The organism is Streptomyces albiflavescens (genome assembly GCF_014645835.1).
GTDB classification, from domain to species: Bacteria; Actinomycetota; Actinomycetes; order Streptomycetales; family Streptomycetaceae; genus Streptomyces; species Streptomyces albiflavescens.
The window spans coordinates 1-16,207 of record NZ_BMMM01000015.1; the positions used below are offsets into that span (position 1 = coordinate 1).

Consider the following 16,207-nt stretch of genomic DNA (forward strand, 5'->3'; position numbering starts at 1 on the left):
TCCTCGGTGACCGGGTGTTCGACCTGCAGGCGGGTGTTGACCTCGAGGAAGGAGATCGTGCCGTCCATGCCGACGAGGAACTCCACGGTGCCCGCGCCGACGTAGCCGGCCTCCTTCAGGATCGCCTTGGAGGAGGAGTACAGCTCCTCGACCTGCGCCGGGGAGAGGAAGGGTGCGGGGGCCTCTTCGACGAGTTTTTGGTGGCGGCGCTGCAGGGAGCAGTCGCGGGTGGACACGACGACCACGTTGCCGTGGGTGTCGGCCAGGCACTGGGTCTCCACGTGCCGGGGCTTGTCGAGGTAGCGCTCGACGAAGCACTCGCCGCGGCCGAACGCGGCGACGGCCTCGCGGACCGCGGACTCGTAGAGCTCGGGGACCTCGTCCAGGGTGCGGGCGACCTTCAGGCCGCGTCCGCCGCCGCCGAAGGCGGCCTTGATGGCGATCGGCAGGCCGTGCTGCTCGGCGAACGCGACGACCTCCTCGGCCCCGCTCACCGGGTCAGGCGTACCGGCGACCAGCGGGGCGCCGGCACGCTGGGCGATGTGCCTGGCTGCGACCTTGTCGCCCAGGTCGCGGATCGCCTGCGGCGGCGGGCCGATCCAGATCAGGTCCGCGTCCAGGACCGCCTGCGCGAAGTCGGCGTTCTCGGACAGGAAGCCGTATCCGGGATGGATGGCGTCGGCTCCGGAGTCCTTGGCGGCCTGCAGCACCTTGGCGATGTCCAGGTAACTGGTGGCCGGGGTGTCACCGCCCAACGCGAACGCTTCGTCCGCCGCACGGACATGCAGAGCGTCCCGGTCCGGTTCCGCATATACGGCAACGCTCGCGATCCCGGCATCCCGGCACGCCCGGGCCACGCGGACAGCGATTTCGCCACGGTTGGCGATGAGCACCTTGCGCACGATGGCTCCCTCCTTGAAACAAGCCGAGTTTAGGGACTGCCGACACGGCTTCTCGACCCGTCCCCAGTGGTGAGCTTGCCCACACGGAGCGTGATGCGAGGCTCGCCCGACCCGTGAAATCCCTTGTCGCGCCGCGGCACGCAGGAATCCTTCCCTGAACCCTAGCCTTCCAATGTGGTCAAGGTCTCTGTGACTCCGTGCTGCGGCCCACAACGTTTCTTTGTGGAGTCCCTACGAATGGCCCAACGATTCTTTGCCTTCGGCAGAACCCTTGTCCGGGGGTTTACCCGTTAGTAGCGTTCGGGATGTACGAACGTACTTGGGGTAACAGCACTGGGAAGTGGGTGGGGACCGGTGGTGCGCAGACCGGTGGCGTGGGTGGCGGCGATCGTGCTCTTCGTGGAAGCGATCGGAATCGCGCTGCTGAACTGGTTCCTCGGCGTCGTCGTCGACCGTCAGGACATGTCCCTGGCGGGCCTCGACTCGGACATGATGTCCGTGTCGTCGAAGGTCGGGGGCCTGGTCTTCGGGCTCTACTTCGCGGCGTGCGGCTTCGCGGCCCTGCTGGTCGCCCTCCGCGACCGCGCCCCGAGCGTCTTCGGCCGCATCCTGCTCATCAGTGCCGCCGTCGTGCACGCCCTGCTCGGCGCCTTCACGGTGGGCCTGGTGGGCTGGGGCGCGTTCGCCTTCATGATGGTGGTGCTCGGGCTGATCGTGTTCACACTCATGGCGTACGACCGCCGGGAGGCCGCCGGCGGCCCCGCCGACGCCGCGCCCGAGGACGGCAAGAACGGCGACAACGGAGGCGGAGCCCCGGTCGCCGCTCCGCCGGCCCCGTCGGCCTCCTGATCACTTCTCCGGCGGCGTCCACAACTCCGTGATGCCGATGCCCAGTTCGGCCAGCAGGCGGCGCACCAACGGCAGCGAGATCCCGATGACGTTGCCGTGGTCGCCGTCGATGCCCTCGATGAACGGGGCCGAGCGGCCGTCGAGCGTGAACGCGCCCGCCACGTAGAGGGGTTCGCCCGAGGCGACGTACGCGGCGATCTCGGCGTCGGTCGGATCGCCGAATCGGACCACGGTGGACGCGGTCCCGGAGGCGTAGCGCTTGGCCGTCGTGTCGTAGATGCAGTGACCCGTCTGGAGGGTCCCGGCCCGGCCGCGCATCGACTTCCAGCGGGCGGTGGCCTCCTCGGCGTCCGCGGGCTTGCCGAGCGCCTCGCCGTCCAGGTCGAGCACCGAGTCGCAGCCGATCACCAGGGCGCCCTGGACCTCGGGCTTCGCCGCCACGACGGAGGCCTTCGCCTCGGCCAGCGCGAGCGCGAGTTCGGCGGGGGTGGGCGCGGTCACGGCGTCCTCGTCGACCCCGCTCACGATCACCTCGGGGGCGAGTCCGGCCTGCCGCAGCAGGTTGAGCCGGGCGGGGGACTGCGAGGCGAGCACGAGGCGGCGGCGCGGCTGATCGGTCATGCGGTCAGGGTATCGGCGCGCCCGGAGCAATGCCTCGGCCACCGCCCTCGGTCATCTGATGCCGAGGACGATCATCGCGAGCACCATGGCCAGCGCCATGAGAACGCCCAGGCGCCGCAACATGTCCTGCATGTCGCGGAGTTCCTTGGGAGGTTCGTCCTCCGGGTCGGACCACAGCATGTATTCGATCGTGCGGTGGTGACGGCCCCGGGCGCCTGAGTACGCGTACTCAACTTGCGTGCACGGTGTGTAAATGGTCCTGGGGTTCCTTTAGTGGGTGAGCGCCTGCTACGGTCGTGACCATTACTAAAGGAACTCTGGTCCCCTTTGGTGGGATCGTCGGGAGGGAACTGCCGTGTTCACCACCGCCTGGACCGCATCGCCCCAGCTCCCCAGCGAAGGCTTCACCCCCAACTGGTCGCGGGAGGGCTTCTGGCGTCAGTCGCTGCGCCAGGTCGTACGCCTCACCGTCGGCGGCGACCGGATCCGAGTCCGGCTCTCGAACGCGTACGGAAGCTCGCCACTGCGGATCGCGGGCGCCACGGTGGCCCGTGCGGGCGAAGGAGCCGCCGTCGATGCGGGCTCGATGCGGCGGCTCACCTTCGACGGGGCCACCGGTGTCGAGATCCCGGCGCGCGGACTCGTCGTCGGCGATCCCGTCGAACTCGCCCTGGAATCCCTGGAGTCGCTGACCGTCACCCTCCACCTGGACGCCGTCACCGGGCCCGCGACCTTCCACGCGCAGGCCTTCGCGACCAGCTACCGGGGTGCCGGGAACCGCCTCGACGACATCGACGGCCAGGGCTTCGACGAGGCGACCGAGTCCTGGTACTTCCTCGCGGCCGTCGAGGTCGACGCGGGCGGCCGTACGGACGCCGTCGCGCTCTTCGGGGACTCCATCACCGACGGCTTCGGTTCGACCCCGGGCGCGAACCGCCGCTGGTCCGACGCGCTCGCCGAACGCACCGGCCGGCCCGTGCTCAACGCGGGCATCGGCGGAAACCTGCTCCTCAACGACTCCGCCTGGTACGGCGAGAAGGGGGTCCACCGCCTCGGGCGCGACGTCCTCGACCACCCGGGCGTGGACACGCTCGTCGTGCTCCAGGGCCTCAACGACATCGGCTTCAGCGAGACGGACGAGCAGCCGACGTACCGGCCCGCGCCGGTCGTCGAGGCCGACGAACTCATCGATGGCTACCGGGAGCTGATACGCCAGGCCCGCGCCCGGGGGCTACGCGTGATCGGCGCGACCCTGCTGCCCTCCGGCGGCTCCGACCACTGGGGCGAGCACGCCGCGAAGGTGAGCCACGAGGTGAACGAGTGGATCCGCCGCTCGGGGGAGTGGGACGCGGTGGTGGACCTCAACCGCGTGGCGGCCGATCCGGCCGACCCGGACCGGCTGCACCCGGCGTACGACTTCGGCGATCACCTGCACCCGAACGACGCGGGGTACGCGGTGATGGCCGAAGCCGTGGCGGAACTGCTTCGTCACTAGTCGGGCCAGTACGTGCGGCTCCACGACGTCGGGCCCGGCCGGCGCAGCCGGCGGGCGGCGATGCGGGCCGGGTCGGCCCAGGAGTCTCGCGATCCGGGCGCGCCGGACGGGGTAGAGGCCGCCGCCGCGGCGCGCGCCCTGACCACCGCCAGTGCGGCGGCCAGCTCCTCCGGGGTCGGATTGCCCCGTACGACCTTGATCGTCATGTCTGCTCCCAAGAATGATCCGGGTCCACAGGGGGGCTCAGAGGGGGATGTTGCCGTGCTTCTTAGGAGGGAGTGATTCCCGCTTCGTGCGCAGCTGACGCAGGCCGCGTACGACGTGGGATCGGGTCTGCGACGGCATGATCACACCGTCGATGTACCCACGCTCGGCCGCCGTGTACGGGTTCAGCAGCGTGTCCTCGTACTCCTGGATCAGCCGGGCCCGGGTCGCCTCCTGGTCCTCGGCGGCCGCGATGGTGCGGCGGTGCAGGATGTTGACCGCGCCCTGCGCGCCCATGACGGCGATCTGGGCGGTGGGCCAGGCGAGGTTGAGGTCGGCGCCGAGGTGCTTGGAGCCCATGACGTCGTAGGCGCCGCCGAAGGCCTTGCGGGTGATGATCGTGATCAGCGGGACGGTGGCCTCGGCGTAGGCGTAGATCAGCTTGGCGCCGCGGCGGATGATGCCGGTGTGCTCCTGGTCGACGCCCGGGAGGAAGCCGGGCACGTCCACGAAGGTGAGGACGGGAACGTTGAAGGCGTCGCACGTCCGCACGAACCGCGCGGCCTTCTCGGAGGCGTCGATGTCGAGGCAGCCGGCGAACTGCATCGGCTGATTGGCGACGATGCCGACGGGGTGACCCTCGACCCGCCCGAAGCCGGTGAGGATGTTCGGCGCGAACAGCGGCTGCGTCTCGAAGAACTCGGCGTCGTCCAGGACGTGCTCGATCACCGCGTGCATGTCGTACGGCTGGTTCGCGCTGTCCGGCACGATCGTGTCCAGCTCGCGGTCCTCGTCGGTGAGGGAGAGGTCCGCCTCCTCCGGGAACACCGGGGGCTCGCTGAGGTTGTTGGACGGCAGATACGACAGCAGCTGCTTGACGTAGTCGATGGCGTCCTTCTCGTCGCCCGCCATGTGGTGGGCGACGCCCGACACCGCGTTGTGCGTGCGCGCGCCGCCGAGCTCCTCGAAGCCGACGTCCTCGCCGGTGACCGTCTTGATGACGTCCGGGCCGGTGATGAACATGTGCGAGGTCTGGTCGACCATGATCGTGAAGTCGGTGATGGCGGGGGAGTAGACCGCGCCGCCCGCGCAGGGCCCGACGACGAGCGAGATCTGCGGAATCACGCCCGAGGCGTGCGTGTTCCGCCGGAAGATCTCGCCGTACATGCCGAGCGCGCTGACGCCCTCCTGGATGCGGGCGCCGCCGGAGTCGTTGATGCCGATGACCGGGCAGCCGGTCTTCAGCGCGAAGTCCATCACCTTCATGATCTTCTGGCCGAAGACCTCGCCGAGAGCGCCGCCGAAGACGGTGAAGTCCTGCGAGAACACGGCGACAGGGCGGCCGTCGACCGTGCCGTATCCGGTGACGACACCGTCGCCGTACGGGCGGTTCTTCTCCAGCCCGAAGTCGGTCGACCGGTGCCGTGCGAACTCGTCGAACTCGACGAACGAACCCTCGTCCATCAGCAGCTCGATCCGCTCACGGGCCGTCAACTTGCCCTTGGCGTGCTGCTTTTCGACGGCGCGCTCCGAGCCGGCGTGCGTCGCCTCTTGGATGCGGCGCTGCAAGTCCGCGAGCTTGCCCGCGGTGGTGTGAATGTCGGGGTGTTGCAGCTCTTCCGGCTCGGACATCGGGATGTGGCTCCCTGCCTGCTCTAGGGGGACGTGAGGGTGAGGTGCTCAGAAGGGGGGCTTGCTACTCATCCGTAGCGTAGTGGCGTGCCTACCGTTCGGCAGTGCGGCGTTTACCACACCTAGGCTGGGTTGCATGACGCCGCGAGATGCATCAGACGCGAACGACAACGCGAACGGCCGTCGGTGGTCCGACCTGGACCGTCCGCCGCTGAACGAGGCCTCACTGCGCCGGGCGCTGCTCCGCCAGGAGGGGCTCTGGCGCGATGTCCAGGTGGTCCAGCGCACCGGGTCCACCAACTCCGACCTCGTCGCCCTCGCCACCGAGGGCAAGGCGGACGAGGGCGTGGTCCTCATCGCCGAGGAACAGGACGCCGGGCGCGGCCGCCTCGACCGCCAGTGGACGGCGCCCGCCCGCTCCGGCCTCTTCTTCTCCGTCCTGCTCAAGCCCACCCAGGTCCCCGTCGAACGCTGGGGCTGGCTGCCGCTGCTCACCGGCGTCGCCATCGCGACGGGCCTCTCGCGCGCCGTCGGCGTCGACACTGCACTCAAGTGGCCCAACGACGTGCTGGTGACCGTCGGTGACGAGGAGCGGAAGGCCGGAGGCATCCTCGCGGAGCGGGCGGGCACCGACGCGGTGGTGGTCGGCATCGGCATCAACGTCACGCTCCGCGAGGACGAACTCCCTGTGCCCGGGGCCGGCTCCCTCGCGCTGGCGGGCGCGGTGAGCACGGACCGTGACACCGTGCTGCGGGCCGTGCTCCGCTCCCTGGAGCAGTGGTACGAGCGCTGGCGCGGCGCCGGGGGCGACCCCGCCGCGTCCGGCCTCCAGGAGACGTACGCCGCCGGGTGCGCGACGCTCGGCCGCTCTGTCCGGGCCGAGCTGCCCGGGGGACGGTCGATCACCGGGGAGGCGGTGGCCGTGGACGGGGACGGGCGGCTTGTCGTCGCCACCGGGGACGGTGTGCAGGAGCCGGTGGGGGCGGGGGACGTGGTGCATCTGCGGGCGGTGTAGGGCTGGATCTCCGCGCAGTTCCCCCGGGCTGCATCCTGCCGCCGCCGCTGCCGGGCGCCACCTCCTGTCAGGGGCGCGGGGAACTGCGCGATCTTTTGGGGGAGCTGGAGGGATGGGGGCGCAGCCCCAGTACGGGACGGGCAGGGGCGGCGGGGGCGAAAACCTCCCGGTCCAAGCCCCGGCGTCGGGAGTGAGCCAGCGCACACCTGCCGTAGAGTTGAGCGCGGTCGATACCTGACCGCGGCAGATCGGAAGGGCAACAGGCGTGACCGTCGACGACACCGGCTCCGGCACGGGTGCCCACCGCGCCCCCGACGGCGAGCCGGGCCGTACCGCCGAGTCGGTCACCGACGCATCCCCCGCACGGCCCGAAGCAGACACCGAGGCGCGCCCGGACACCCGGGCCGACGCACGGGCCGAACCCCGGCCCGATGCGGACGGTCGCGTGGACATGCACCCCGAGCCGGACTCCGGAGGTGACCCGCTGGCGCTGCGCCTGGAGGGGCTCATCCTCGGTGCCGAGCGCCGCTACACCCCCTTCCAGGCGGCCCGCAGCGCGGGCGTCTCCGTGGAACTGGCCACCCGCTTCTGGCGGGCGATGGGCTTCGCCGACATCGGGCAGGCCAAGGCGCTCACGGAGGCCGACGTGCTCGCGCTGCGTCGTCTCTCCGGCCTCGTCGAGGCGGGCCTGCTCAGCGAGGCGATGGCCGTGCAGGTGGCGCGCTCCACGGGGCAGACCACCGCCCGGCTGGCCGAGTGGCAGATCGATTCGTTCCTGGAGGGGCTGACCGAGCCCCCGGAACCCGGGATGACGCGCACCGAGGTGACGTACCCGATCATCGAGCTGCTCCTGCCCGAGCTGGAGGAGTTCCTCGTCTACGTCTGGCGGCGCCAGCTCGCCGCCTCGGCCGGTCGGGTCATCCAGGCCGCCGACGACGAGGAGATGGTCGACCGCCGCCTCGCCGTCGGCTTCGCGGACCTCGTCGGGTTCACGCGGCTGACCCGCCGCATGGAGGAGGAGGAACTCGGCGAACTCGTCGAGGCCTTCGAGACGACCGCCGCCGACCTGGTCGCCGCGCACGGCGGGCGGCTCATCAAGACGCTGGGCGACGAGGTGTTGTACGCCGCCGACGACGCCGGCATCGCGGCCGAGATCGCCATGCGGCTCATCGAGACGATGGCGAACGACGAGACGATGCCGGAGCTGCGCGTCGGCATCGCCTTCGGCACGGTGACCACGCGGATGGGTGATGTGTTCGGCACCACCGTGAATCTGGCGAGCCGCCTCACGTCGATAGCGCCGCGCGACGCGGTCCTGGTGGACGGCGCCTTCGCGGAGGAACTGATCCGCACCAGGGACGCGCCCGCCTCCGAGGCGGAGGCCGCCGAGGCCGCCGCCGCCGCGGAGAAGGAGGGCGAGGAACCGCCTTCCTACCGTTTCGCCCTCCAGCCGATGTGGCAGCGCCCGGTCCGTGGCCTCGGAGTGATCGAACCCTGGCTGCTCGCCCGCCGGGACGCCGAGTCCTAACGGGGGCCGATCGGCGCCGCCAGACCGTTCACGCAGATCCCGACGATCGGCACGCACACGATCGGGGGATCGGGCTGTGGGGCCGGGCCATGGGTCGTCGCGCTCGGGGTCGGCTGCGGGGCCCCGGGAGTGGTCGCCGCCGGGGGCGGTGTGGTCAGCGGTGTGGTCATGGGGGCGGTCGGGATGCCCGTGGTGTCCGGCGCGCTGGTCGCGGGGGCACTCCCGTGCGGCGACGGGATCGACGCGGGTGTGGTCGGCGACGGTGTCGGTACGCCGCTCGCACCCGGGGTGGGCGTCGCGCTCGACGCGCCCATCGCGGCGGTCCCGGTGTCGGCCTTGGGGTCCCCGGAGGGCACGGCCTCGACGGTGGTGACCGCGCTGCCCGCGGTGTCCATGACGGTCGCGCCTGTCGGCTCGGCCTCCGCGCTGCCCCCACCGCCGATCACCGACTCCGGCGTCATCCGCACAAAGCTCAACACCCCCGCGGCGAGCGCGAGTCCGCCCACGGCGAAGAGCACCCGCCGCGGCCGGGGCCTGCGGTGCCGCCCTCGGACGGGGCGGACCGCCGCGCTGTCGTCCGCCGCGGGATGCGCCGCTGTGGCGTCCCCCGCTCCGGGAGCCGTCGGCCGCGCCGTTGGAGGCGTGCGTCGCGGCTCCGGCCGGGTCTTCGTGGCCTGCGTCGTCTCTCGGTTCGTCATGGTCGTCCCTCCCCAATGTGCCCGCGCCCCCCGAATGCACCGGCGGTGCGCAGGCTATGTGCCGTTTCGGGACGGCGGGCGGGAGTTGGGCGGGATGTCACTCGAACGGGGAGGTGGGTGCGCGGGGGGCGGGTTTCGTCGGACGGCGTCGGCTGCGATGATCGGGGCGTCGGTTTGTTAACCCGCGTTAACCGGGAGGGTGTCATGGCGGAGCAAGGGGACGAGCGGCGGTTCGGGGAGTTCGTCGTCGTACGGCGGCACGCGTACGTCGCGGAGCTCGCCCTCGACCGGCCCAAGGCCATGAACGCCGTGTCCACGGACATGGCCCGGTCCATCGCCGGTGCCTGCGAGGCGCTCGCCGCCGACCGCGACGTACGTGTGGTCGTGCTGACCTCCACCCATGAGCGCGCCTTCTGCGTCGGCGCCGACCTGAAGGAGCGCAACTCGTTCACCGACGCCGAGCTGGTGCGGCAGCGCCCGGTCGCGCGGGGCGCGTACACCGGGGTCCTGGAGCTGCCGATGCCGACCGTCGCCGCCGTGCACGGCTTCGCGCTGGGCGGCGGGTTCGAGCTGGCACTGTCGTGCGACCTGATCGTGGCCGACCGTACGGCGGTCGTCGGGCTGCCCGAGGTGTCGGTCGGGGTGATCCCCGGAGGGGGCGGTACGCAGTTGCTGCCCCGCCGGGTCGGAGCCGCGCGGGCGGCCGAGCTCATTTTCTCGGCGCGGCGGCTGGAGGCGGTCGAGGCGCGGGAGTTGGGGCTTGTGGATGAGCTCGTGGACGAGGGGCGGGACAGGGCGGAGGCGCTGGCGCTGGCCGGTCGTATCGCTGCGAACTCCCCCGTGGGGCTGCGGGCGGCCAAGCGGGCGCTCCGTCTCGGGCAGGGTCTCGACCTTCGTGCGGGGCTCGAGGTCGAGGATGCCGCCTGGCGGTCCGTCGCCTTCTCGGGGGACCGGGCGGAGGGTGTCGCCGCCTTCAACGAGAAGCGCAAGCCGGAGTGGCCGGGCGAGTAGACGTTTTTCGCCCCCGCCGCCCCTGCCCTCCCCCAAGCTCTCGGCTTCGCTCGAGCAGGGGGGACCCCCATCGTCCCTGGGGGCTGCGTCCCCAGACCCCGCTTACAAGATTGCGCAGTTCCCCGCACCCCTGGAAAGGGGCGCGGGGAACTGCGCGACCAGCCCCCACGAACCCGCAGCCGAAGGCTGGTGCGGGACGGGCAGGGGCGGCGGGGGCGAAAAAACCCGCCCGAACCACCGTCCCGGACCCCTGTTCGCCGTATCAATGTCCCGAAATGCTGCAGTTTTACCTAGCCTGGGGTGATGGGTGAGGACAGACGGCTGAGGGCGGTGGTGGGGCTGGCGCAGGGCATGGCGGCGGCCCACACCCCACGCGAGTCGTGGCGGGCCGCGGCGCTCGGCGCGTGTCACGCGCTGGCCGGAAGCTTCGCCGCGCTCTCGGTGTGGGAGCGCGAACTCGGCAGGCTGCGGGTGCTCGTCAACGTGGGCGAGCGGACCGAGGGCGAGGACGAGTTCCCCGACGGGGAGGCCTACCCCGTGCACCAGTTCCCGGAGATCACCGAGTTCCTGCATGAACGCTGGGCCGGGGGCGGCGGGCCCAACGCCTGGGTGGAGACGGCGGACGGCCCGGCGGGCAGCCGCGCCGGGTACTGCCATCAGCGCGTCGCCGCCCTGCGCCGCCGTGGTCGCGGCTGCTGCGTCGTCGCGCCGATCGTCCTGCACGGCCGTGCGTGGGGCGAGCTGTATGTGGCCCGCCCGGCCGGGGCCCCCGACTTCGACGCTGCCGACGCCGACTTCGCGACCGTCCTCGCCTCCGTCGTCGCGGCCGGGATCGCCCAGACCGAGCGTCTGGAGGAGGCCCGGCGGCTGGCGTTCACGGACGCCCTCACCGGGCTCGCCAACCGCCGGGCCGTGGATGTCCGCCTCGACGAGGCAGTCGAGCGGCACAAGGGCGACGGGGTCGTGGTCAGTCTCGTCGTCTGCGACCTCAATGGGCTGAAGCGGGTCAACGACACCCGCGGGCACGCGGTCGGCGACCGGCTCCTGGAGCGGTTCGGATCGGTGCTCTCGCTGTGCGGGGCGATGCTCCCGGGCACCCTCGCGGCCCGTCTCGGCGGTGACGAGTTCTGCCTGCTGGCGGTGGGCCCGGCGGCGGACGAGGTCGTCCGCATCGCCGACGAACTCTGTCGCCGTGCGGCCGAGTTGGAGCTGGGGGAAGGGGTGGCGTGCGGGGTCGCCTCGACCGAGGATCCGATCGGACCGGTGCGCTCGGCGCGGCGGCTCTTCCGGCTGGCCGACGCCGCCCAGTACCGGGCCAAGGCCGTGCGCGCGGCGAAGCCCGTGGTCGCCGGGCGCGAGGGCCCGGACGACCCGGTCGTGCGCCTCGCGGACGCGCCGTCGCCCACGGAGGGGGAGCGCCGCCGCTTCCGCGGACGCCACGAGCCCCGTCCGTGATCCGGCCGGCGCCCCGCTCCCGGGCCGTCCGTTGTGACGTACGTCGAAGTAAGGGGTAAACCGATGACCCACTAGTGACATCATCGAATTCACTGCGTACGCTCCTGAATATGGATATGCACACTGTGGTGGTGGGGACGTCCGGGGTGACCGCGTCCGACGTTCTCGCCGTGGCGCGCGACGGCGCCCGGATCGAGCTCTCCGACGAGGCGGTGGCGGCCCTCGCCGCGGCCCGCGAGATCGTGGACGCGCTGGCGGCCAAGCCGGAGCCCGTCTACGGCGTTTCCACCGGTTTCGGCGCCCTCGCGACCCGGCACATCAGCCCGGAGCTGCGCGCCCAGCTGCAGCGCAACATCGTCCGCTCGCACGCCGCCGGCATGGGCCCGCGCGTGGAGCGCGAGGTCGTCCGCGCGCTGATGTTCCTGCGGCTCAAGACCGTCTGCTCGGGACACACGGGCGTACGGCCCGAGGTCGCGCAGACCATGGCGGACATCCTCAACGCCGGTATCACCCCGGTCGTGCACGAGTACGGCTCGCTCGGCTGCTCCGGCGACCTGGCGCCGCTGTCCCACTGTGCGCTCACGCTGATGGGCGAGGGGGACGCGGAGGGCCCGGACGGTGTCGTACGGCCCGCGGGTGAGCTGCTCGCCGAGGCCGGCATCGCGCCCGTCGAACTGCGCGAGAAGGAAGGCCTCGCCCTCCTCAACGGCACCGACGGCATGCTCGGCATGCTGGTCATGGCCCTCGCCGACCTGGAGACGCTCTACAAGTCGGCGGACGTCACCGCCGCCCTCTCCCTCGAGGCGCTGCTCGGCACCGACAAGGTCCTCGCCCCCGAGCTGCACGCCATCCGCCCGCACCCGGGCCAGGGTGCCAGCGCCGCCAACATGCTGGCCGTGCTGAAGGGTTCGGAGCTCACCGGGCACCACCAGGACGGCGCCCCGCGCGTCCAGGACGCCTACTCCGTGCGCTGCGCCCCGCAGGTCGCGGGCGCCGGACGCGACACCCTCGCCCATGCCCGTACGGTCGCCGAGCGCGAGCTCGCCTCCGCGGTCGACAACCCGGTTGTGCTGCCCGACGGCCGCGTCGAGTCGAACGGCAACTTCCACGGTGCCCCGGTCGCGTACGTCCTCGACTTCCTCGCCATCGCGGCCGCCGACCTGGGCTCCATCGCCGAGCGCCGCACCGACCGCCTCCTCGACAAGAACCGCTCGCACGGCCTGCCGCCGTTCCTCGCCGACGACGCCGGTGTCGACTCGGGCCTGATGATCGCCCAGTACACGCAGGCCGCGCTGGTCAGCGAGATGAAGCGGCTCGCCGTGCCGGCGTCCGCGGACTCCATCCCGTCCTCCGCGATGCAGGAGGACCACGTCTCCATGGGCTGGTCGGCGGCGCGCAAGCTGCGTACGGCCGTGGACAACCTGACCCGGATCGTCGCGATCGAGCTGTACGCCGCCACCCGCGCGATCGAACTGCGCGAGGGCCTGACCCCCGCCCCGGCGTCGCAGGCGGTCATCGAGGCCGTCCGCGCGGCCGGCGTCCAGGGCCCCGGCCCGGATCGCTTCCTCGCCCCCGACCTGGAGGCCGCGGACGCGTTCGTGCGCGGTGGCCATGTGGTGACGGCGGTGGAGCCGGTGACGGGTCCGCTGGCCTAGCGGCAGGTCCGTCGTATGTGGAGGGGGGCCGCCGTCGGCTACGGTGGCCCCCGTCACATCGGGGCCTCTCGGTGCCGGAGGGCAGTCCGAGGTGTGCTACCGTCGCGTTGATACGTTTTTGGTACCCATTTACTTTGTGCGCCTGATCGGAATCTTCCGCAGGCGCGTTTTGTTTTACCGGCATCTCCGGCTTTTCCCGGTGCATCTCCGGATGGGACCTCTACCTGTTCAGGAGAAAACAATGGCTACAGGCACCGTGAAGTGGTTCAACTCGGAAAAGGGCTTCGGCTTCATCGAGCAGGACGGCGGCGGCCCCGACGTCTTCGCCCACTACTCCAACATCGCCAGCTCCGGCTTCCGTGAGCTGCTGGAGGGCCAGAAGGTCTCGTTCGACGTCACGCAGGGCCAGAAGGGCCTGCAGGCGGAGAACATCGTCCCCGCCTGATTCGGGACGCGCTTTTCCAGAGCCGGGACCCGCACCTTCGGGTGCGGGTCCCGGCTCGTGCTGTGAATGCTCATGCGCGTGGTGAGCGCTGTGCGTGCAGTCCGTGGGGCCCAGGAAGGAAATCCAGATCCAGCATGACTCGATCCGAACGTCCCGTCCGTAAGCGGCCGGCAAACGCACGCGGCGCCCAGACCGGCGGCTCCGCGAAGACCGGCGGCTCCGCGAGGAGCGCGGGCCGGAACACCGGCCGGGGCGCCGGCAAGGGCGGTGCCCGCAGGGTCGCGCCGCCGCAGGAGTTCTCGCTGCCCGAGACCATCACGCCCGCGCTGCCCGCCGTCGACTCCTTCGACGCACTGGACATGCCGGCCGCGCTGACCAAGACGCTCGCCGCCCAGGGCGTCACCGAGCCTTTCCCGATCCAGGGTGCGACCCTGCCCAACTCCCTTGCCGGGCGCGACGTTCTCGGCCGGGGCCGCACCGGCTCGGGCAAGACCCTCGCCTTCGGGCTCGCCCTGCTGGCGCGCACCGCGGGCCGCCGGGCCGAGTCCAAGGCGCCGCTCGCCCTTGTCCTGGTGCCCACGCGTGAGCTCGCGCAGCAGGTCAACGACGCGCTGACGCCGTACGCCACCGCCGTCAACCTGCGCGTCGCCACGGCCGTCGGCGGTATGTCGATCAGCCGGCAGGCCGGTGCGCTCCGTCGCGGCGCCGAAGTGCTGGTGGCCACCCCCGGGCGGCTCAAGGACCTCATCGAGCGGGGCGACTGCTCCCTCGGCCGGGTCGCGATCACCGTGCTCGACGAGGCCGACCAGATGGCCGACATGGGCTTCATGCCGCAGGTCACCGCGCTGCTCCAGCAGGTCGAGCCGGACGGTCAGCGGCTGCTGTTCTCGGCGACGCTGGACAAGAACATCGACCGGCTCGTGCGGATGTTCCTCACGGACCCCGTGGTGCACTCGGTCGACCCGTCGGCGGGTGCGGTGACCACCATGGAGCACCACGTGCTGCATGTCGTCGACGAGACCGACAAGAAGGCCGTCGCCCTGCGGATCGCGGCGCGCGACGGCCGGGTCATCCTCTTCGTGGACACCAAGCGGGGCGCCGACCGGTTCACCAAGCGGCTGCTCGCGAGTGGCGTACGGGCGTCCGCGCTGCACGGCGGGCGCAGCCAGCCGCAGCGCAACCGCACCCTCGACCAGTTCAAGAACGGTCAGGTCACCGCGCTCGTCGCCACCAACGTGGCCGCCCGCGGCATCCACATCGACGACCTGGATCTGGTCGTCAACGTCGATCCGCCGACCGACCACAAGGACTATCTGCACCGCGGCGGCCGTACGGCCCGCGCCGGGGAGTCCGGCAGCGTCGTCACCCTCGTACTGCCCGAGCAGAAGCGGGAGATGACCCGTCTGATGGCGGACGCCGGCATCACCCCGCGCACCGCCCGCATCAAGTCCGGCGACGAGGAGCTGGCCCGCCTCACCGGCGCCCGCGAGCCCTCCGGCGTGCCGGTGGTCATCGAGGTGCCGCAGCCCGCCGAGCAGCCGAAGCAGCGGTCGAACTCCCGGCGTGGGGCCGGGGGCGGGGCCAGGCGGCCGTCGGGTACGGGCACGGGTGGCGCTGCCGGCGGCACGGCCACCGGTCGCCGTACCGGTGGCGGCGGCGGTGCGACCGGCCGACGTACCGACACCGGTGGCGGCGGCGGTGCGACAGGCCGACGTACCGACACCGGGGGCGGCGCGGGCAGCGCCCGCTCGGGTGGCCGTGGGCGTGCCCCGCAGCGCCGCACGGAACGTGGCGGCCAGGGCGGCGGTCGCCGGGCCGCGTGATGGCTCTCCCGGGGGCGTGATGTGAACTGCGGGCCGTCTTCGCCGGCCGCGCAGTTCCCCGCGCCTCCGAAGGGGGCGCCGCACGCCACCTGAGTCGTCAGACGGTGCCCAGGAACCCCGGATCCACCGAGTCGAGCTTCAGCGCGAAGTCCCGGTGCAGGCTGAGGATTTCGGCCAGCGGCACCGCGCGGCGGCTGGTCGAGTGCATGTCCCGGCGAGCCTCGGCCGACCAGAGGAAGGGCACGACGGACAGCCCCTGCCTCCCGGTCAGCGCACCGGACTCGGCGCGCCAGCCCGGCCACCGCAGCGTGTCGTAGAAGTGATCCGTGCCCTCGCCGAGGAGCCAGTGGAGCCAGGCCCCGTGGCCCACTTCGAGGGCCTCCCAGCGCAGGGAGTCCGGAGCGAAGTACACGATCTCGCCAGGGCGTCCGGGACGGCCGGCCGCCTCCGGGTCGGGCCCGTTCATGACGAAGACCCCGCCCAGGACGTCGTGGCCGACGACGAGCCCGTTGAAGGGCCGCCAGGCGGGATCGAACCGTGCGGGGAATCCGTTGACCTCGGCGAGGCTGGGCAGGTCCGTGGAGCCCCCCGGCAGCCCCGTGGACGCATCGGCGCCCGGGCTCCCGTAGATCCGCAGCCACCCGCTGTCCAGCACCACCCCACCGCAGTTGAGCACCATCCCGCCGAGCCAGGACCGCGCGGTGACCTGCAGTTGGAGCAGGGTGGAGCGGCCCCGTGCCGGATCGCCGGGCAGCACGTCCATGGACACCCCGCTGGTGTCGAGTGCCTCGGACAGCAGCGGCCAGGCCGGTTCCTCGACGTCGGTCAGCTCGGTCAGGTCTCGCATGGGTTCCCCGTGGGTTGTCCGGGCCGG

Annotated in this window: 16 protein-coding genes; 9 read left to right on the plus strand and 7 right to left on the minus strand. The window is 71.9% G+C overall.

Going from position 1 to position 16,207, the window contains the following annotated elements:
* A partial coding sequence (locus tag IEY95_RS33615) for an acetyl-CoA carboxylase biotin carboxylase subunit (RefSeq protein ID WP_189189966.1) occupies window positions 1-902 on the minus strand: 902 nt, incomplete at its 3' end.
* 354 nt (window positions 903-1,256) lie between these two features.
* Here IEY95_RS33615 and IEY95_RS33620 point away from each other — a divergent pair.
* Window positions 1,257-1,751, plus strand: coding sequence for a hypothetical protein (locus IEY95_RS33620; protein WP_189189967.1), 495 nt, complete (start codon window positions 1,257-1,259; stop codon window positions 1,749-1,751).
* Here IEY95_RS33620 and IEY95_RS33625 read toward each other — a convergent pair whose 3' ends face one another.
* Both IEY95_RS33625 and mmpB read right to left on the minus strand, forming a co-directional pair.
* Window positions 1,752-2,372 (minus strand): Maf family protein, encoded by a 621-nt coding sequence (locus tag IEY95_RS33625; protein ID WP_189189968.1) that lies wholly within the window; start codon window positions 2,370-2,372, stop codon window positions 1,752-1,754.
* Between the two features lie 51 nt (window positions 2,373-2,423).
* Entirely contained in the window at window positions 2,424-2,552 is a 129-nt protein-coding gene (gene mmpB / locus IEY95_RS50255; RefSeq protein ID WP_268240534.1) for a morphogenic membrane protein MmpB, read from the minus strand.
* Window positions 2,553-2,727: 175 nt separating this feature from the next.
* Between mmpB and IEY95_RS33630 the strand changes: the two genes are divergently transcribed.
* Window positions 2,728-3,867, plus strand: coding sequence for an SGNH/GDSL hydrolase family protein (locus IEY95_RS33630; RefSeq protein WP_189189969.1), 1,140 nt, complete (start codon window positions 2,728-2,730; stop codon window positions 3,865-3,867).
* Here the strand turns inward: IEY95_RS33630 and IEY95_RS33635 are convergent.
* Together IEY95_RS33635 and IEY95_RS33640 are read right to left on the minus strand one after the other, a co-directional pair.
* On the minus strand, window positions 3,864-4,073 hold the full coding sequence (locus tag IEY95_RS33635) for an acyl-CoA carboxylase epsilon subunit (protein WP_189189970.1): 210 nt from the start codon (window positions 4,071-4,073) through the stop codon (window positions 3,864-3,866). The two genes, IEY95_RS33630 and IEY95_RS33635, sit on opposite strands and share 4 nt — an antisense overlap.
* 37 nt (window positions 4,074-4,110) lie before the next feature.
* Complete coding sequence (locus IEY95_RS33640) at window positions 4,111-5,703, minus strand: acyl-CoA carboxylase subunit beta (protein ID WP_189189971.1); 1,593 nt, start codon at window positions 5,701-5,703, stop codon at window positions 4,111-4,113.
* A gap of 136 nt (window positions 5,704-5,839) precedes the next feature.
* Between IEY95_RS33640 and IEY95_RS33645 the strand changes: the two genes are divergently transcribed.
* Both IEY95_RS33645 and IEY95_RS33650 read left to right on the plus strand, forming a co-directional pair.
* Complete coding sequence (locus tag IEY95_RS33645; protein ID WP_189189972.1) at window positions 5,840-6,718, plus strand: biotin--[acetyl-CoA-carboxylase] ligase; 879 nt, start codon at window positions 5,840-5,842, stop codon at window positions 6,716-6,718.
* A 451-nt stretch (window positions 6,719-7,169) separates the two neighbouring features.
* Window positions 7,170-8,246, plus strand: coding sequence for an adenylate/guanylate cyclase domain-containing protein (locus tag IEY95_RS33650; RefSeq protein WP_189190178.1), 1,077 nt, complete (start codon window positions 7,170-7,172; stop codon window positions 8,244-8,246).
* Here the strand turns inward: IEY95_RS33650 and IEY95_RS33655 are convergent.
* Window positions 8,243-8,944: a hypothetical protein gene (locus tag IEY95_RS33655; protein ID WP_189189973.1), complete on the minus strand. Its 702-nt coding sequence runs from the start codon at window positions 8,942-8,944 to the stop codon at window positions 8,243-8,245. The two genes, IEY95_RS33650 and IEY95_RS33655, sit on opposite strands and share 4 nt — an antisense overlap.
* 204 nt (window positions 8,945-9,148) lie before the next feature.
* Between IEY95_RS33655 and IEY95_RS33660 the strand changes: the two genes are divergently transcribed.
* From IEY95_RS33660 to IEY95_RS33680, 5 genes are all read left to right on the plus strand, one after another.
* Window positions 9,149-9,955, plus strand: coding sequence for an enoyl-CoA hydratase/isomerase family protein (locus tag IEY95_RS33660; RefSeq protein ID WP_189189974.1), 807 nt, complete (start codon window positions 9,149-9,151; stop codon window positions 9,953-9,955).
* 303 nt (window positions 9,956-10,258) lie between these two features.
* A complete protein-coding gene (locus tag IEY95_RS33665; RefSeq protein WP_189189975.1) occupies window positions 10,259-11,410 on the plus strand; it encodes a GGDEF domain-containing protein in 1,152 nt (383 codons plus the stop codon).
* 116 nt (window positions 11,411-11,526) lie between these two features.
* On the plus strand, window positions 11,527-13,065 hold the full coding sequence (gene hutH, locus IEY95_RS33670) for a histidine ammonia-lyase (protein ID WP_189190179.1): 1,539 nt from the start codon (window positions 11,527-11,529) through the stop codon (window positions 13,063-13,065).
* Window positions 13,066-13,306: 241 nt separating this feature from the next.
* On the plus strand, window positions 13,307-13,510 hold the full coding sequence (locus tag IEY95_RS33675) for a cold-shock protein (RefSeq protein WP_037661310.1): 204 nt from the start codon (window positions 13,307-13,309) through the stop codon (window positions 13,508-13,510).
* A gap of 134 nt (window positions 13,511-13,644) precedes the next feature.
* Window positions 13,645-15,333 carry a DEAD/DEAH box helicase gene (locus IEY95_RS33680; RefSeq protein WP_189189976.1) on the plus strand — a complete coding sequence of 563 codons (1,689 nt, stop codon included), beginning with the start codon at window positions 13,645-13,647 and terminating at the stop codon, window positions 15,331-15,333.
* A gap of 97 nt (window positions 15,334-15,430) precedes the next feature.
* On the opposite strand, the gene IEY95_RS33685 is transcribed toward IEY95_RS33680, so the two are convergent.
* Window positions 15,431-16,180: a DUF2625 family protein gene (locus IEY95_RS33685; protein ID WP_189189977.1), complete on the minus strand. Its 750-nt coding sequence runs from the start codon at window positions 16,178-16,180 to the stop codon at window positions 15,431-15,433.
* Between the last annotated feature and the right edge of the window lie 27 nt (window positions 16,181-16,207).

What these genes read in the sequence shown, in the direction of transcription:
- mmpB (WP_268240534.1), bottom strand. Translation starts at nt 2,552, where the DNA reads ATGCTGTGGTCCGACCCGGAGGACGAACCTCCCAAGGAACTCCGCGAC.
- IEY95_RS33675 (WP_037661310.1), top strand. Translation starts at nt 13,307, where the DNA reads ATGGCTACAGGCACCGTGAAGTGGTTCAACTCGGAAAAGGGCTTCGGC.
- IEY95_RS33625 (WP_189189968.1), bottom strand. Translation starts at nt 2,372, where the DNA reads ATGACCGATCAGCCGCGCCGCCGCCTCGTGCTCGCCTCGCAGTCCCCC.
- IEY95_RS33640 (WP_189189971.1), bottom strand. Translation starts at nt 5,703, where the DNA reads ATGTCCGAGCCGGAAGAGCTGCAACACCCCGACATTCACACCACCGCG.
- IEY95_RS33665 (WP_189189975.1), top strand. Translation starts at nt 10,259, where the DNA reads ATGGGTGAGGACAGACGGCTGAGGGCGGTGGTGGGGCTGGCGCAGGGC.
- IEY95_RS33650 (WP_189190178.1), top strand. Translation starts at nt 7,170, where the DNA reads ATGCACCCCGAGCCGGACTCCGGAGGTGACCCGCTGGCGCTGCGCCTG.
- IEY95_RS33635 (WP_189189970.1), bottom strand. Translation starts at nt 4,073, where the DNA reads ATGACGATCAAGGTCGTACGGGGCAATCCGACCCCGGAGGAGCTGGCC.
- hutH (WP_189190179.1), top strand. Translation starts at nt 11,527, where the DNA reads ATGCACACTGTGGTGGTGGGGACGTCCGGGGTGACCGCGTCCGACGTT.
- IEY95_RS33655 (WP_189189973.1), bottom strand. Translation starts at nt 8,944, where the DNA reads ATGACGAACCGAGAGACGACGCAGGCCACGAAGACCCGGCCGGAGCCG.
- IEY95_RS33660 (WP_189189974.1), top strand. Translation starts at nt 9,149, where the DNA reads ATGGCGGAGCAAGGGGACGAGCGGCGGTTCGGGGAGTTCGTCGTCGTA.
- IEY95_RS33680 (WP_189189976.1), top strand. Translation starts at nt 13,645, where the DNA reads ATGACTCGATCCGAACGTCCCGTCCGTAAGCGGCCGGCAAACGCACGC.
- IEY95_RS33685 (WP_189189977.1), bottom strand. Translation starts at nt 16,180, where the DNA reads ATGCGAGACCTGACCGAGCTGACCGACGTCGAGGAACCGGCCTGGCCG.
- IEY95_RS33645 (WP_189189972.1), top strand. Translation starts at nt 5,840, where the DNA reads ATGACGCCGCGAGATGCATCAGACGCGAACGACAACGCGAACGGCCGT.